This is a genomic window from Streptomyces sp. NPDC001787, from assembly GCF_040297465.1.
Taxonomy (GTDB): Bacteria; Actinomycetota; Actinomycetes; order Streptomycetales; family Streptomycetaceae; genus Streptomyces.
Genome location: NZ_JBEOZE010000004.1, coordinates 353,514 through 369,530, shown reverse-complemented (window position 1 = coordinate 369,530; position 16,017 = coordinate 353,514). Strand labels below are relative to the sequence as shown.

The window sequence follows — 16,017 nt, the reverse complement described above, 5'->3', positions numbered from 1 at the left end:
GGGGACGTGCAGAGATGAACCCCTGGAATACGGGGCGTAAATGAGACGCCTACAACGGTCTCATGGTTGCCCCACAGTATGACGTGACACCAGTCACAGGATCGACCCGCCCCCGGGTCCGCCCCGGTCCCGCCCCGGGGTCGTTTCCGGGTGCCGCTCCGGGTCCCGTTCCGGCCCTGCTCCGGGGTCCGTTCCGGGGTCCGCACCGACCCTGCTCCGGGTCTTCTCCGAGGTCCGTAACGGGTCTTCTCCGGAGCCTTCTCCGGGGTCCGTAACACGCCTTCTCCGGGGTCCGCCCCGATCCGGGACGGCCCCCCGGGCGCCGGGTGTCAGGCGCGGTGCGCCCGTGGTGCGCGCAGCGCCGCCAGCACCGTCCTGCGGGCCTTGCGGACCACCCGCCGGGCGAAGGACACGGAGGGCCGTCGCTCCGGCGCTTCGATCCGTCTGCCGCCGACCCATTCGGTCACGGTCACCTCGTAGGCCTCGTCGGGCAGCCCGGAACCGTCCCCGAAGTGCGGATAGGCCAGGTACAGCCGGGCCGGGCCCGTCCTGCGCACGAGTTGCGGTTCCTCCTTGGCCCGCAGGAAGCGCAGGACGTCGAGCAGCAGGTCCAGTCTTCCCGTCGCCACGCAGACCAGCCGGAGCCGCTCCTGGGCCTTGAGGCGGCGCGCCAGCCCGGGGGTCCAGTAGGCCTTCATCAGCGGGGCCGCGAGCGCCATCTTCTTCCGGTGGACCGCGGCCGACTGCTTCAGCATCTTCGGGCCGAACTGCGGCAGCAGTGTGATGACGAACGGGCGGACCATCAGGGCGTCGCGCCGGGGCCCGGCGGGCACATGGGCGGCGATGAGCCTCATGAGCGCCCTGGCCGAGTCGAAGCGCAGGACGTAGGTGCCGCTCTTGGTCACATGCTTGCCGTCGTCACGGCCCACCAGGTAGTAGCAGGTGTAGTCGGCGACGACCGAGACGCCGTTGCCCCGCAGGTACGCCTCCATGGTGAAGAGGGCGTCCTCGCCGGTCTTCAGCTCCTCGTCGAAGCTCATGCCGAGCCGGGTGAGGAGCGCGCGCCGGAACAGCTTCTGGGCGCTCAGGGTGAACTTGATGTTGGAGGAGTACACATCGGCGCGCTCGACGGTCTCCTTCCACATCGACTTGGCCGCGCCCCGGTTGACGCCGACGATCTTGCCGAGGACCACGTCCGTGCCGGCCCGGTCGCCCATCGCGACCATGCGCTCCAGGGCCTCCTCGCCGAAGTAGTCGTCGGCGTCGAGGAAGAAGACGTACCGGCCGCGGGCGAGCCCCAGGCCGACGTTGCGGGGCCCACTGGGCCCGCCGGAGTTCGGCTGCCGGACCACCCGCATGGGGATGTCCGTCCGGGCGGCGAACTCCTCCAGATACTCCCCCGTACCGTCCGTGGAACCGTCGTCGACGGCGACGATCTCCATGCGCCCGGCGCCGAGCGTCTGCGCTTCGACGGACTCCAGGCAGCGGATCAGGTAGGGCATCGCTTCATAGGCGCCGATGATCACGCTGACATCGGGCTCGCTGGTCCTGTTCGGCATTTCGGCCATGTGCACCTGTTGATTTGATCACGATATAGGCCAGATTGTCCGACTCTCACACCTGATGTGCATGGATATATGACGAACGGCCCGTGCATCCCTCCAGGGGGAGAGATGCACGGGCCGTTGCCGGGGTTGCGTCGTTTTCGGCCGACACGGACAGTTTGGCCAGGTGTTGGTCAGGCGTTGGCCGGCTGTTCAGCAGGGGTTTGCCCGCGGGCCGGGGATGCCTCGGCTCAGCGGCCCGCCACCGCGTCCGCGTCCGCCGCGGTCCCGGCCTCGGCCAGAACCTCCGCCTCGCCGGTCCCGGCGCCGCTGGAGGCCGCCTCCCGGTCGGGCAGTGCCGCACTCTGCTCACCGAGGCGCTGCGCGACGCCCGCGTTGCGCGCCTCGGCCTTGGCGGCGAGGGAACGCACAGCGGCGTTGAACTGCTCCATGGAGGTCGGCTCGTCCGGGCCCAGGAGGTAGCTCTTCAGCTCGCGGCGGGCTCCGGCCAGCGAGTCCGCCGCCGGGTCGGTGACCGCTGTCAGCAGTTCGCCGATCTCCTCGGCACCGTTGGAGAGGATCACGGCGGCCCGGACGGCGGTGTTCTGCCGCTTGAACTCCTCGGCACCGAGCTCGGCGGAGTCGGTGACCGCGTACGGCTTGCCGCTCGCGATGAAGTCGGAGACCACGCTGGAGATGTCCGACACCATCGCGTCGGACTCGTTGAAGCAGTCGTACAGCTTCGGCTGCGCGCCGGACACCGTCCGGTGCTCCCACCAGCCGAAGGAACGCCAGTAGGCGTCGTTCCACTCGGCCCGCAGGGCGGCCGTCTCGGCCTCACGGGCGGGGTCGGCGAGCGAGACCCGCGACTCCTCGGCCTCGTCGCCGCCGGACCGGCCGGTCGCCGTCAGCGCGGCGAGACGCGCCTCGATCCGCGCCAGCTCGGCCTTGGCCGCGCTCTGCCCGGCGGCGGCCGAGGCCGCCTCCTTCGCCCAGCGGGGTTCGGCGGCGCGCCGGGTGGCGGCCTTCTCCAGCATGGCCTTGATCCGCGCGTCGACGGCCTTGGCCCTGGCGCTGCGGATGCCCGTGAAGGGGTGCGGCTTGTAGATGACGCGGACCGGCCGGTCGGCGGCCACCAGCCGCCGCACGATGTTCTCGCCGGCCAGCAGCAGCGAGGTGTTGCCCGGGTTGTCGTCCCAGCCCTCCCAGGTGGGGGCGTACAGCACGGTCGGGACGGGGTTCTTCGTCGTACCGGTCCAGCTCTTGATCGGCGCCAGCTGCGGGCGGCCGACCTCGACGATGTCCTCGTCGCGGATACCCACGTCGGCCAGGGCGTACCGGTCGCGTCCGGCCCGGCCCGCGGTCCACACCTCGTCGTACACCTTGGAGTACGGGTTGACGCTGGCCAGCTTGTCGCTGTCGCCGTGCCCGATGAAGACATGCTTCATGGTCGGGACCCGCAGCATGTGGATGTTCTTGCCGACGTTGGCGGGGTAGAGGCAGACCCGGACGGTGGAGAGGTCCAGGTTCATCAGGTGGGTGCCCGCGGGCATGCAGATCACCGGTACGCCGGTCTCGGCCAGCTGCGGCACCAGGCTGCGCTCACGCATGATGATCAGCGGGCGGCCCTCGACCTGCGCCATGGTGTCGAGCCACATGTTGCCCTGGTACGCCGACTCGTTCGAGCCGGAGAAGTAGAGCACGACGCTGGGCTGGTACTCGCGCATCCAGGTGTCGACGGCCTTGAGCACGGCGGCGGCCGACGGCACCAGCCGGCCGCGGCGCAGGTACGGGACGAGCACCGCGTTGTACAGGACGGCCAGCACCAGGGTGATGCCGGCGCCGACGTAGCCGACGAGGTCCCTGCCGGTCTCGGCGGCGACCAGTATCCCCGCCATGGCCGGGATGTCCAGGTGGAGCATCTTCTCGGCGGAGCGGTGCAGCAGCGTGTTCGGCGGCGCGTCGGGGATGCGGACGGCGTGCAGGTCCACATTGCGGGTGACGACCGGCATGGTGCGGCGCAGCTTGATCAGGGTCGTCAGGGCGCCGTGCGGAGCCTGAAGTCCGTAGAAGACCAGGAAGCAGGCGACCGCCGTGTAGAACAGCGGCTCCTCCGCGAGGTCCAGCCGGGCCAGCAGCAGGATGAGCATCAGCTGGCGGAGCAGGAAGCGGATGGGCAGTCCGGCCCGCACCTTGCCGAGCCGGTTGACCAGATAGCTCCCCCTCTGATGCAGGTACCAGTCCGTGATGTACGTGACAGCGGTGGCCGCCGCGAAGAACCAGATGTTGGGGAGAAGGGCGGCGACCATGACGCAGGGATATCCCAGCCCCATCAACAGTGCTGCCGCCAGTTCCGACCTGCTGCCCACACGGGCCAGGCGAATGGCTGTCGAGATCACGAAGAACCTGCTCCAGGGGGGTGCCGGTTAATTCACGTATAGAGGGAAATGTGAAGGTGCGGCTTCACGCACTCGGGCCTCCGCGGTCGCACAAAGCGATCACAGAGGCCCGAAAAATCACAATTGTCAAGAATTATTACACATCTTCTTGACGATCAAGCACCGAGGCCAGCGCCTGCTCGAACCCGGAGGATTCGGCGGCACCGCGCGTCGGGTCCTGCTGCCGTACGTCGATGACATGGCCGGTCAGCTCGGAGAGGAGGACGTCCAGCGAGGTGCGCGCCACCGCCTCCGAGGAGAGCAGCGAGCCCTCGGGCTCCTGGCCGAACGCCTTGGTGCGCATCGGCGTCGCGGTCCGTTCCGGATTGACGCAGTTGACGCGGATGCCCTCGCCCGCCCACTCGTCGGCCAGCGCCTGGGTGAGGTTCACCATGGCGGCCTTGGTGGAGGAGTAGAGGCTGTACTCGGCGCGGCCCCGGGTGTAGCTGCTGGAGGTGTAGAGCAGCAACTGGCCCTGGGTCTCCGCCAGATACTTGTACGCGGCGCGGGCGATCTGGACGGGGGCCAGGTAGTTGACGTTCAGCGCTTCCTGGATCGTGGTGTTGTCGGTCTCGGCCAGCTTGCCGATGCGCAGCACGCCCGCGGTGTTGATGACGTAGTCGACGCGGCCGGTCTCGGCGTACGCCTTGGAGAGCGCGTCGTCGACGTGCTCCGGGTTCTCGACGTGCGTACCGGTGGTGGAGCGGCCCAGCGCGTAGACCTTCGCCCCGTACTGCTCGGCCAGCGTGGCGATGTCGGCGCCGATGCCGTACGAGCCGCCGAAGACGACGAGGGTCTTGCCGGAGAGCAGCTCACGGTAGGCGGCCTCGTCGGCCTGGCGCGGGGCGGCCGTGGAGGCCAGCTGGAAGAGCTTGTCGGTGATGAAGACGTCGACCGGCTGGGTCACCTTCATGTTGTACTCGTCGCCCGCGACCACGTAGATCGGTACGTCGGGGAGGTACTTCAGGACCACCGAACAGTCGTCGGTGGCCTGGAAGTTGGGGTCGCCCGCCGCGATCCGGTACGCCTTGCGGATCGTCGAGAGCTTGAAGGCCTGCGGGGTCTGCCCGCGGCGCAGCCGGGACCGGTCGGGGACGTCGGTGATGAACTCCCCGTCCTCGCCATGGGTACGCGTCACGATGATCGTGTCGGCGGAGGGGATGGCGACGTCGACGGCCTGGTAGCGGTCGAGCGCGTCGACACAGTCCTTGATGACGCGCTGTGACAGCAGGGGGCGGACCGCGTCATGGAAGAGGACATTGCGGTCCTCGCCCTCGGCAAGGCCCTCGCCGAGGGCCTTGATGGCGCGCTCGGTGGTCTCGTTGCGGGTGGTGCCGCCCTCGATGATCCGGGTGACCTTGGTCAGTCCGGCCTTGGCGACGATCTTCTCGACGTCGGGCACGAACCCGGGCGCCATCAGCACGATCACATCGTCGATGCCCTCGGCGTTCTCGAAGATGGTCAGCGTGTGCTCGATGACTGCCTTGCCGGCGATCTTCAGCAGCTGCTTGGGGATCGACAGTCCCACGCGCTGACCGGTACCACCGGCGAGCACGACTGCTGTGGTCCGGGGCTTGGCTTCATGCGGCACAGACACAGACGACCTACCTTGCTATGACGGGGGAACAGTGTGATGGTCGCACTCTCCGTGACCGTCTCGCAAGGCGGACGTCGGTCGCCGCATGCCGTACGGAAACCCGCAGTTCACTGCCTGGCCAGGGAGGTTGGGCTCCGCCGGACCGGTACACGGGGTGACCGAATCCACAGAGGTGTTGCGCAATCCGCACATCTACCGCACGGACAGCGTCCGCCACCAGGCATTTTCCCGGTGCGGTACGTCGCCGGGCGGGCAGCCGCGCGGGTCCGGCGGCGGCCGGACCGGGCGGGCCCGGCACGCGTCACGCGCGGCGGGCCCGTCCGGAACGCGGACGCGGGCCGTCCTCCTCAGAAGGGGTCGAACTCGTCGTACTCCTTCTGCGCGTCGTCCCGCTCGGCGGTGCGGTCCCGGCGGCGCTGCGCGGCGGGGCGCGGCTCCTCCAGGCGGTGGTCCTCGCCCCGGCGGCCCAGCATCTCGGCGCCGGCCGTCACGGTCGGCTCCCAGTCGAAGACGACCGCGTTCTCCTCGGGGCCGATGGCGACGCCGTCGCCGGCTCGGGCACCCGCCTTCATCAGGGCGTCCTCGACACCGAGGCGGTTGAGCCGGTCCGCGAGGTAGCCGACGGCCTCGTCGTTGTTGAAGTCGGTCTGCCGCACCCAGCGCTCGGGCTTCTCGCCGCGCACGCGGTAGATGCCCTCGTCGTCCACGGCCACGGTGAAGCCCGCGTCGTCGACGGCCTTCGGGCGGATGACGACCCGGGTCGCCTCTTCCTTCGGCTTGGCGGCGCGCGCCTCGGCGATGATGCCCGCGAGCGCGTACGAGAGCTCCTTGAGGCCCTTGTGCGCGATGGCCGAGACCTCGAAGACGCGGTATCCGCGGTCCTCCAGCTCCGGGCGGATCATGTCGGCGAGGTCCTGGCCGTCGGGGATGTCGACCTTGTTCAGGACGATGACGCGCGGCCGGTCGTCGAGACCGCCGTACTGCCGCAGCTCCTCCTCGATGATGTCGAGGTCGGAGACGGGGTCGCGGTCCGACTCCAGCGTGGCGGTGTCCAGCACGTGCACGAGCACCGAGCAGCGCTCGACGTGGCGCAGGAACTCCAGGCCCAGCCCCTTGCCCTGGCTGGCTCCGGGGATGAGGCCGGGGACGTCCGCGATGGTGTAGACGGTCCCGCCGGCCGTCACCACTCCGAGGTTCGGCACGAGGGTGGTGAACGGGTAGTCCGCGATCTTCGGCTTCGCCGCGGAGAGCACGGAGATCAGCGAGGACTTGCCGGCGCTCGGGTAGCCGACGAGTGCGACGTCGGCGACGGTCTTGAGCTCCAGGACGATGTCCCGGTCCTCGCCCGGCTCGCCGAGCAGCGCGAAGCCCGGCGCCTTGCGGCGGGCGGAGGCGAGCGCCGCGTTGCCGAGGCCGCCGCGGCCGCCCTGGCTGGCGACGAAGGTGGTGCCCTGGCCGACCAGGTCGGCGAGCACATTGCCCGCCTTGTCGAGGACGACGGTGCCGTCGGGCACGGGCAGGACCAGGTCCTGGCCGTCCTTGCCGGAACGGTTGTCGCCCGCACCGGGCTGGCCGTTGGTGGCCTTGCGGTGGGGGCTGTGGTGGTAGTCCAGCAGCGTGGTCACGGCCTGCTCGACGACGAGGATCACATCGCCGCCGCGCCCGCCGTTGCCCCCGTCGGGGCCGCCGAGCGGCTTGAACTTCTCACGGTGGACGGAGGCGCAGCCGTGGCCTCCGTTACCCGCGGCGGCATGCAGCTCGACGCGGTCCACGAAGGTGGTCATGGTTGGTGCCTCCAGGTACAGCGGAAAAATACGGAATTGTCTCTGTCGTAACACGCCGAGGGCGGACCCGCTTCCCCGTTTGCCGGGAAAGCTGAGATCCGCCCTCGGAAGGTGCTGTGTGTCGCTCCGCGTGCGCCGAAATGGATCAGGCGGCGAGCGGAACGATGTTCACGACCTTGCGGCCACGGTGCGTACCGAACTCCACCGCACCGGCGGTCAGCGCGAACAGCGTGTCGTCGCCGCCCCGGCCGACACCCGTGCCCGGGTGGAAGTGGGTGCCACGCTGGCGGACCAGGATCTCACCGGCGTTGACGGCCTGACCGCCGAAGCGCTTCACGCCGAGCCGCTGAGCATTGGAATCGCGCCCGTTCCGAGTGGAGGATGCGCCCTTCTTATGTGCCATGTCTCCTCAGTCCCTTACTTCGCAGCCGCGGGGATACCGGTGACCTTGATCGCCGTGTACTGCTGGCGGTGACCCTGGCGACGGCGGTAGCCGGTCTTGTTCTTGTAGCGAAGGATGTCGATCTTCGCGCCCTTGTGGTGGTCCACGATCTCGGCCTGGACCTTGATCCCGGCCAGGACCCACGGGTCGCTGGTGACGGCGTCGCCGTCGACCACGAGCAGCGTAGAGAGCTCTACGGTGTCGCCGACCTGGGCGGTGGGAATCTTGTCAACCTCGACGATGTCGCCGACAGCAACCTTGTGCTGGCGACCACCGCTGCGCACGATGGCGTACACGCGGATCTCTCTTTCGCTCGGAACGGATCCCCTGATGCCAGCCGCTCGCACGGGCCGGGGCCCGGGACGATCCGGAAGGATGAGCGGCCTCTCCCGTACGGAAGGCGCGAACGCCGACCGGGTCCGGAAGGGATGTGCTCAGGGGTAGGTGCGTACGGAAACACACCGAGGGTCAAGGTTACGGGGCGGGGTTCGGGGGGTCAAACCGGGTCCCGGCCGCCGGGGGACCGGGTCGGCCGCGGCTCCGTACACCGGGCGGGGGCGCCCTCGCCCACGGCCGCCGGAGCCCGGGATCGTAAGCTCTCCCAGCACACCAGCTCTCCGGAAGGCACACGCGCGTGAACTACAGGGTCCAGCCCACCGCCCAGGTCGACGAGACCGCCGAGATCGGCGACGGCAGCAGCGTCTGGGAGCTCGCCCAGATCCGTGAGCGGGCCCGCCTCGGCAAGGGCTGCGTCGTCGGCCGGGGCGCCTACGTCGGCACCGGCGTGCGGATCGGCGACAACGTCAAGCTCCAGAACTACGCCCTGGTCTACGAGCCCGCAGAGCTCGGCGACGGTGTCTTCGTCGGCCCCGCCGTCGTCCTCACCAACGACCACAACCCGCGCTCCGTGGACCCCGAGGGCAACCAGAAGCGCGGCGGCGACTGGGAGGCCGTCGGTGTGAAGGTGGCCGAGGGCGCGTCGCTCGGCGCGCGCTCCGTCTGCGTGGCTCCGGTGCGGATCGGACGCTGGGCGATGGTGGCGGCCGGAGCGGTGGTCACCAAGGACGTGGCGGACTTCGCCCTGGTGGTGGGCGTACCGGCGCGGCAGATCGGCTGGGTGGGCCGCAGCGGGGTGCGCCTCGTGGAGCGCGCCGGCGAGCCGGGCGTCTGGGAGTGCCCGCAGAGCGGTGCGGTGTACGAGGAGAAGGACGGGGTTCTCGGCGAGCGAGCCGCGTAACGGCCCAAGGCGGGTCGCCTTTCGATCTCGATCCGACGTGTTCAACCCCGATAGCGACAGGTTCGGCCGAGGATGAGGCAGTGAACTTTCCTTCTCTGTCTGCCAAGACCGATGCTCATCCGCCGGACGAGGCGCGACCGGAGATTCCGGCCCCCGGTGCCGCCACCCCTGACGGCACCGGGGGCGCCCCCAGGACCCCGGCGCCACGGCTCTACGCGCTCGACGCGCTGCGGGTCGTGGCGGCGCTGGCCGTTCTCGCGTTCCACTTCGCGGGGATCGACAAGGCGACCGCGGTCAACTGGGGCGAGAGCCCCCGCGAGCTGTTCCCCTGGCTCTTCCCCTTCGCCAAGTATGGCTCCTACGGCGTCCAGCTCTTCTTCATCATCAGCGGCTTCGTGATCTGCCTGTCGGCCTGGGGCCGTACGCCGGGGCAGTTCGTCCGTGCCCGGTTCCTGCGGCTCTTTCCCGCCTACTGGTTCTCGGTGGTCGTCGCCCTCGCGCTGTACCGGCTGCTGCCGGACCCGGTCCGCGAGTCCCCCAGCTTCAGCGACGCGCTGACGAACCTGACGATGTTCCAGGTGCCCCTGAAGGCACAGCACATGGTCGGTGCCTACTGGACGCTCTGGCTGGAGCTCTGCTTCTACCTGGTCTTCCTGGTCGTGCTGATCAAGGAGATCAACTTCCAGCGCGTGTACATCTTCTGCTGGTCGTGGCTGATCCTTTCCGTGCTGCTCCAGCAGGGCCCCGCCGTACCGCTCCTCACCACGCTGGCCCCCGCGCTGAACACCTCGCTGTTCGTCGCCGGGATCACCATGTACCTGATGTACCGCTTCGGGCCCGACCTGAAGCTGTGGCTGCTCCTCGGGATGAGCTGGCTGACCATGCAGAGCGACCTCGTGGAACACGGGGACCGGCTGCGGGACGACCTGGGGTTCGACCGCAGCCCGTATGTGGCCCTGGCCGTGGTGACGGTCTCCTACCTCCTGGTGCTCGCGGTGGCGCTGCACCGGCTCGACGGGGTGCGGTGGCGCTGGCTGGCCACGGCGGGGGCACTGGTGTACCCGCTGTACCTGCTCCACGAGGAGCTGGGCTGGGCCCTGATCCGTACCCTTTACGGGCATCTGGGCGCATGGCCCACGCTGGCCGTCACCGTGCTGGTTCTGCTGGTGCTGTCCTGGCTGGTGCACCGCTGCGTGGAGCGGCCATCGGTCCGCTGGCTGCGCACGAGGCTGTGACCCCCGGCCGGCTCCCCCGATGACGCGAGAACGGCGTGCGGACGGCCTGCGGGCGGCGTGCGGACGACATGGGAAGGGCCCTGTACCGGGATTCCGGTACAGGGCCCTTCCCATGTCGTGTCAGCCGGAGCAGGGGCTCACGCGTGGGCGTCCGTCCGGGTCTCCGAGGCCGCCGCGGGCACCTTGGGGCGGTCCGGCAGCAGACGGCTGTAGATGCCGTCGAGAACCTCGGCCTGCGCCTCCCAGGTCCACTTCTCCAGCAGCCCCGGCTTGTCGTAGGCGGCCCGGTAGCGCTCGGGGTCGGCCAGCACGGCCTTCACCGCCCGGACGTAGTCCTCGGTGTCCTGGGCGCGGAAGACCTCGCCCTGGCCCGTCGACTCGACCATCTCGGACATCGTGCGGATGTCGCTGACGATCTGCGGGAGCCTGGCCTGCGAGTACTCGAAGAACTTGTTGCTCAGCGCCAGCTCGTGGTTGGCCAGGTGATGGAGCGGGCTGACGGCCGCGTCGGCCGGGGCCACGAACTCGGCGACCTGCCAGTGCGGGACGAACGGCAGGAAGTGCACCCGGTCGCCGACCCCCAGCTCGTCGACGAGCTTGCGGATCGTGGCGGTCGCCGCGTACGGCTTGCCCGGCGGCACGGAGACCATCGCGACATGCACGTCCGGCATGCGGGTGAGGCCCTCGATGATCGTCTCGACCCCGCGGACCGGGTTGATGCCACCGACGTACGCGAGCAGCGGGGTGTCCGCGCCGACACCGCACAGCTCCCGCAGGTCCGGTACGGGGTCGGCTCCGGCGACCTCGTCCGCGCCCGGGGAGAGCACCGGGGCGTTCAGCACGACCGTCGGCAGTGCGGACAGGCCGTGGCCCTCCTTGAGCAGCTCCGCGAGGGCCGGGGAGACCGTGATCACCGCGTCGGCGAACACGGCGTGCTCCTTCTCCCACGCCACATGGCCGGGCAGCCAGCGGCCGTGGCGCGGGGGCAGGCCGGGGACGTACTCATGGGCGTCCCAGACGAGCTTCACGGGCCGGCCGGCCGCGCGGGCGCGCACGGCGGCGCGGGCGCCGACGCCGAGCATCTTGAAGTCGTGGGCGTGGATCAGGTCGGGCTTCAGCGCGTCGATGTGCTTGGCGAAGGCCAGCTCGAAGTCCCACAGGTTCGGCATCAGACGGCGCCAGGAGCGCTGCTTCATCAGCGTCTGCCACATGGCGGTCGTGGTCCGGTCCAGGGAGGCGTCCAGCATGGACCGGCGCTTCTGCAGGTTCGTCGTCTCGCGGGCGCGCAGCGCGACCCACTTGCTGTAGATCTTGGCGCTCACCCGCGGCACCAGCAGGCGGGCCTTGGAGCCGCCCGCGCTGCGGCCCGGGTGACCGGCCCTGGCCGCCTTCTCGGCCGCCTGCCGGAAGCTCAGGTCCGAGCGCCACGCCTTGGCGGCCTGCACCCGGTAGCGCGCCACCTGGGGCGAGCGGTAGGCGAGCGGGCGGCGCGGGAACGGGCGGCGCATGTCGTGCCGGCGCGGGTTGAGCGGGGTGGGCTTGGGGATCAGCCGCACCTCGGCGCTGCCGACCTTCCAGGAGTGCTTCTCGCTGTCCGGCGAGACTCCGAAGAGCACGACGTCCCAGCCGGCGTCCGCCGCGGACCGGGCCGCCTTCTGTACCCGGGAGTCACCCCTGACCCCGTTGTCGACGAGCATGACCACTCGACCCCGGGGCTTGTGCCGCGTGGTGCTTTCGGGCTCCATGTACGCGCCTTTCCTGATAGCCGCCGTCACGGCCTTCTCCCCGCCGCAGACATACCGCAGCCAGCGAGCATACCGGCCCCCCGGGACCCTGCGGTGACCGTGCCCCGCAAGGCTCCACGTACCATCGGACCCGGCCCGCAACGGGCCCGGCAGCCTCCAAGGAGAAGAACAACGTGAAGGTCCTCAGCGTCGTCGGGGCCCGGCCCCAGCTCGTGAAACTCGCCCCCATCGCCGCGGCCTTCGCCGGCACGTCCCATCAGCATGTCATCGTGCACACCGGCCAGCACTACGACGCCGATCTGTCCGATGTGTTCTTCGACGGGCTCGGCATCCCCGCCCCGGACGTCCACCTGGGCGTGGGCTCCGGAAGCCACGGGGTGCAGACCGGAGCGGTGCTCGCCGCCATGGACAAGGTGCTGGAGGACGAGCGCCCGGACTGGGTCCTGGTCTACGGGGACACCAACTCCACCGTCGCCGGCGCGCTGTCCGCGGTGAAGATGCACCTGCCGGTCGCCCACCTCGAAGCGGGCCTGCGCTCGTTCAACCGCCGGATGCCCGAGGAGCACAACCGGGTCCTCACCGACCACTGCGCCGACCTGCTGCTCGCCCCCACCGAGGAGGCCATGCGCCACCTGGCCAATGAGGGGCTGGCCGGGCGTTCCCGGCTCGCGGGCGACGTGATGGTCGACATCTGCCTGCGCATCCGTGACGCGGTGGCCGCCGGGGAGCACCCCGCACCGGCCCTGCCCGAGGGCATCGACCCGGCCGCGCCGTTCCTGCTTGCCACGCTCCACCGGCCGGACAACACCGACGACCCGGAGCGGCTGTCGGCGATCCTGGCCTCGCTGGCCGCCCTTCCGGTGCCGGTGGCGCTGCTCGCGCACCCGCGTCTGGTGGCGCGAGCCGAGGAGCACGGCATCAAGCTGGAGCAGGGCAACCTGCACGTCGGCCGCCCGCTGCCGTACGCCGGTCTGGTCGCCGCCGTGGTGGCCTCGGCCGGTGTGGTCACCGACTCGGGCGGTCTCCAGAAGGAGGCGTTCCTGCTCGGCCGGGCGTGCACCACGGTCCGCCCGGAGACGGAGTGGGTGGAGACCCTGGAGGGCGGCTGGAACGTCCTCGTCCCGGACCCGCACGAGCTGCCCGCGGACGAGTTCGCGGCGCTGGCGACCCGCCCGGCCCCGGAGACCGAGCGCGGTACGCCCTACGGCGAGGGCACCGCGGCCGTACGGGTCGTGGAGCTGATGGAGGAGGCGCTGCGCGGCTGACCAGGGCCACCGGCGTACGAGAAGGGGCTCCCCGGCGGCCGTTGCCGGCGGGGAGCCCCTTTGTCATGTCCTGGCGCGAGGACGGGCGTCCTCGCGTGCCGGTCAGCGCCTCAGGAAACCGTCCAGGGCGCGGGCCGTGGCGGTGCCGTCGTGGTACTCCCGCGCGAACGCGGCCGACTCGGCGCCGATCCGGGCCGTGCCCTCACGGTCGGCGAGCAGCGCCTCCATGACCGAGTCCAGCGTCTCCGGGGTGGCGTTGACGATCGGCGGGGTCACTCCGCACGCCGCGATCGACTCCTTGTCGAGGTGGGCGACCACCGGCTTGCCGGCGGCCATGCCCTCGCAGGCGAACGTCCCGTACGTACCGATGGCGAACTGGTCGATGATGATGTCCGCCTCCATCACCAGCTCCCGGACCGTGGCCCAGGAGACCTTCTCGGCCAGCCGGAAATCGATCAGGCCGCGGTCGTGGAGGTCCTGGAGCACCGGCAGCACCCGGTCGGTGCCCTTGGTCCAGCGCGCCGAGGGGGCGTGCAGGACGACAGGGCGTTCGCGCTGCATCACCGGCCGGTCGCAGGCCCATGCCTCGACGTCCACGACGAGCGGTGCCCAGGTGGCCATCGGCAGGTCGAGCAGCAGATCGGGCGTGGTGACGAAGACCGGGAGCCCGCTCTCCCGCGCGATGCGCCGGTTCCGCTCCGCGATCGCCGCCAGCTTGTCCTCGTAGCCCTCGGGGGCGTCGAGGAAGAGGGAGTACGGGTTGCGCTTCCGGTGCTGCGCGGGGTCGCGGACCTCGCTGCCGTGGGCGAGCAGCGCGACCTTCAGCCCGCCGTTGAGGAGCGCGGGCAGGTCGCCCTCGATGCTGTCGCCGTTCAGTCCGCCGAAGACGGGGCGGAAGGCGTCGGCGATGAGGTGCGTGTAGCGCGGCACGATCCGCTGCACCTGTTCGAGCTGGACATCGAGGTTCTTGAGGGACTTGCCGTCGACATAGACGTCGGCCGGGTACTCGTGCGTCTGCGCGGTGCGGTGCTTGACCACTTCCGCCGAGACGTCCGAGCGCTCACGGGTGACGGCCTGCGCGAAGGCGGCGAGCTGCCCGGCGTAGTTGGCCGGGCCCAGACCGAGCTTGACCGGGGTCTTGCCGAGCGGCGTCCAGCCCCGCTCCAGCTCCTCGCGCGGCTCCTCGTCCTCCTCGGTGTCGGTGACCGCGCGCTCGACGGCCCCCCAGGAGAAGCCCGCCGCGGGCGCGGGCGGGGTGAGGCCCGAGATCTCGCTGTAGAGCGCCATCAGGCCCTCGCACTGATGCTCCCAGGAGAGCTCGGTGAGGATGGGCTCGGTGATGTGCTCCTTCATCTCCGCGACATTGGCGATGCCGCGGGTGACGGCCTCGACGAACGAGGCGGCGTCGCCGGAGACGAACACCTCGCCGACGCCGTGCTCCCGTACGAACGCGCTGAGGGTCTTCACATCGCTGGCGATGATCGGCAGCCCCGCGTGCAGGTACTCGGCCGTCTTGGTCGGCAGGGACAGCTCGTAGTTGATCGTCCGCTGGGAGCAGATCAGACCCAGGTCCGCGGTGGAGAGGTAGTCCGCCACCTCGTGCTGGGCCACGTAGGGAACCACATGGATGCGGTCCCGTACGCCGGTCTCCTCGGCGAGTTCCAGCAGTCTGACCAGCTCCGGGCTGCGCTTGCCCGCGACGACCGCGAGGTGGTAGCCGGGCAGCTCGGCCAGACCCTCCACCGCGGTGCCGAGCCCGCGCTCGGAGGAGATCCAGCCGGAGTACACGAGCAGCGGGACGCTGTCGTCGAGGCCGCAGGCCTGCCGGACCGACACACGTCCGGCGGCGCCGCCGATGGTCTCGCGGATCGGGGTGTTGCGGACCACGAGAGGCGTCTTCGCCAGCGCGTAGTCCTGCTGGATGACCTCGGCGATCTCCGGGGAGACCGTCACCACGGCGTCGGCCTTGCCGATGAACTCCTTCTCCACGGCGGGGAAGGCGGTGGTCATCAGCGGCTGGGGCCACTCGACGCCCGCGACGTACTCGTGCGCGTCGTACAGCCAGGCGCACCTGCGGCCGCTCGCCCGCAGCCGGGCGGCAGCCATGGCACCCAGGTTGATCGCGGTGATGTCGTTGGCGTGGATGACGTCCGGCGCGAGCTTCTCGATGACCGGGCCGAAAGCCAGGTCCAGGTCGAGCAGGGCCGGCCAGTCCTTGCGCCAGTCGCCGGTGGGCTGCTGCTCGGGCTTGCGCCGCTGCTCCCACTTGTAGGCCTTCAGCCGCAGCTTGTGCGCGCCGCGGCGGGCCCGCACCACGGCCTTGAGCCCGACGGCAGCCGGACCGCCGATGGCCGTGGACTGGCTCAACCACCCGATCCTGGCGGTCTGTTCACGCACCCAGGTGCCGTGCGCGGCACGCAGCTGCTCCAGTCCCGCACGGTCCTTGATGCCGAACTGCGTCAGATGCGCGCGGGCGCCGCCCTGGACGGCGCGGGCCGCCACCCGTCGCTTCATATGGGCGGCGACCGGTACACGTACGACCTTGACCGGTCCGAACCAGGAGCGCTCGGTGTGCTTGGAAGGGCTGCGGCCGATGAGAGTGACGTCCCAGCCGGCGCGAGCAGCGGCGAGCGCCGTCTTCTGCACCCGGGAGTCCCCAGTGATGCCGTTGGCGACGATGACGGCAAGTTTGGGGCGGGCGACAGATGTTGACATGCTTCAATCCTTACA

11 protein-coding genes are annotated in these 16,017 nt (G+C 70.3%); 3 read left to right on the top strand and 8 right to left on the bottom strand.

The window, feature by feature from the left end:
* Positions 1–329: 329 nt before the first annotated feature.
* The 6 genes from ABT170_RS08420 to rplU form a co-directional block, all read right to left on the bottom strand.
* Entirely contained in the window at positions 330–1,568 is a 1,239-nt protein-coding gene (locus ABT170_RS08420; RefSeq protein ID WP_329943991.1) for a glycosyltransferase family 2 protein, read from the bottom strand.
* Between the two features lie 227 nt (positions 1,569–1,795).
* Positions 1,796–3,853, bottom strand: a complete 2,058-nt coding sequence (locus ABT170_RS08415; protein ID WP_443034317.1) for a hypothetical protein — start codon at positions 3,851–3,853, stop codon at positions 1,796–1,798.
* A 226-nt stretch (positions 3,854–4,079) separates the two neighbouring features.
* Positions 4,080–5,579: an SDR family NAD(P)-dependent oxidoreductase gene (locus tag ABT170_RS08410; protein WP_351865145.1), complete on the bottom strand. Its 1,500-nt coding sequence runs from the start codon at positions 5,577–5,579 to the stop codon at positions 4,080–4,082.
* Positions 5,580–5,926: 347 nt separating this feature from the next.
* The gene (obgE, locus tag ABT170_RS08405; RefSeq protein ID WP_351865142.1) at positions 5,927–7,363 is read right to left on the bottom strand and encodes a GTPase ObgE; all 1,437 of its coding nucleotides are present in this window, start codon (positions 7,361–7,363) and stop codon (positions 5,927–5,929) included.
* Between the two features lie 145 nt (positions 7,364–7,508).
* Positions 7,509–7,766 (bottom strand): 50S ribosomal protein L27, encoded by a 258-nt coding sequence (gene rpmA / locus ABT170_RS08400; protein WP_124268213.1) that lies wholly within the window; start codon positions 7,764–7,766, stop codon positions 7,509–7,511.
* A 14-nt stretch (positions 7,767–7,780) separates the two neighbouring features.
* Positions 7,781–8,101: a 50S ribosomal protein L21 gene (gene rplU, locus ABT170_RS08395; RefSeq protein ID WP_073723125.1), complete on the bottom strand. Its 321-nt coding sequence runs from the start codon at positions 8,099–8,101 to the stop codon at positions 7,781–7,783.
* Positions 8,102–8,439: 338 nt separating this feature from the next.
* Between rplU and ABT170_RS08390 the strand changes: the two genes are divergently transcribed.
* Positions 8,440–9,042, top strand: coding sequence for an acyltransferase (locus ABT170_RS08390; RefSeq protein ID WP_329943994.1), 603 nt, complete (start codon positions 8,440–8,442; stop codon positions 9,040–9,042).
* 80 nt (positions 9,043–9,122) lie between these two features.
* Positions 9,123–10,277, top strand: a complete 1,155-nt coding sequence (locus ABT170_RS08385; RefSeq protein ID WP_329943995.1) for an acyltransferase family protein — start codon at positions 9,123–9,125, stop codon at positions 10,275–10,277.
* A 137-nt stretch (positions 10,278–10,414) separates the two neighbouring features.
* On the opposite strand, the gene ABT170_RS08380 is transcribed toward ABT170_RS08385, so the two are convergent.
* Positions 10,415–12,022, bottom strand: a complete 1,608-nt coding sequence (locus ABT170_RS08380; protein WP_329943996.1) for a glycosyltransferase family 4 protein — start codon at positions 12,020–12,022, stop codon at positions 10,415–10,417.
* A 173-nt stretch (positions 12,023–12,195) separates the two neighbouring features.
* On the opposite strand from ABT170_RS08380, the gene wecB reads away from it, so the two are divergent.
* Complete coding sequence (wecB, locus tag ABT170_RS08375; protein WP_266930608.1) at positions 12,196–13,287, top strand: non-hydrolyzing UDP-N-acetylglucosamine 2-epimerase; 1,092 nt, start codon at positions 12,196–12,198, stop codon at positions 13,285–13,287.
* 102 nt (positions 13,288–13,389) lie between these two features.
* Here the strand turns inward: wecB and ABT170_RS08370 are convergent, their stop codons facing one another.
* Complete coding sequence (locus ABT170_RS08370; protein ID WP_329943997.1) at positions 13,390–16,002, bottom strand: glycosyltransferase; 2,613 nt, start codon at positions 16,000–16,002, stop codon at positions 13,390–13,392.
* Positions 16,003–16,017: the final 15 nt, after the last annotated feature.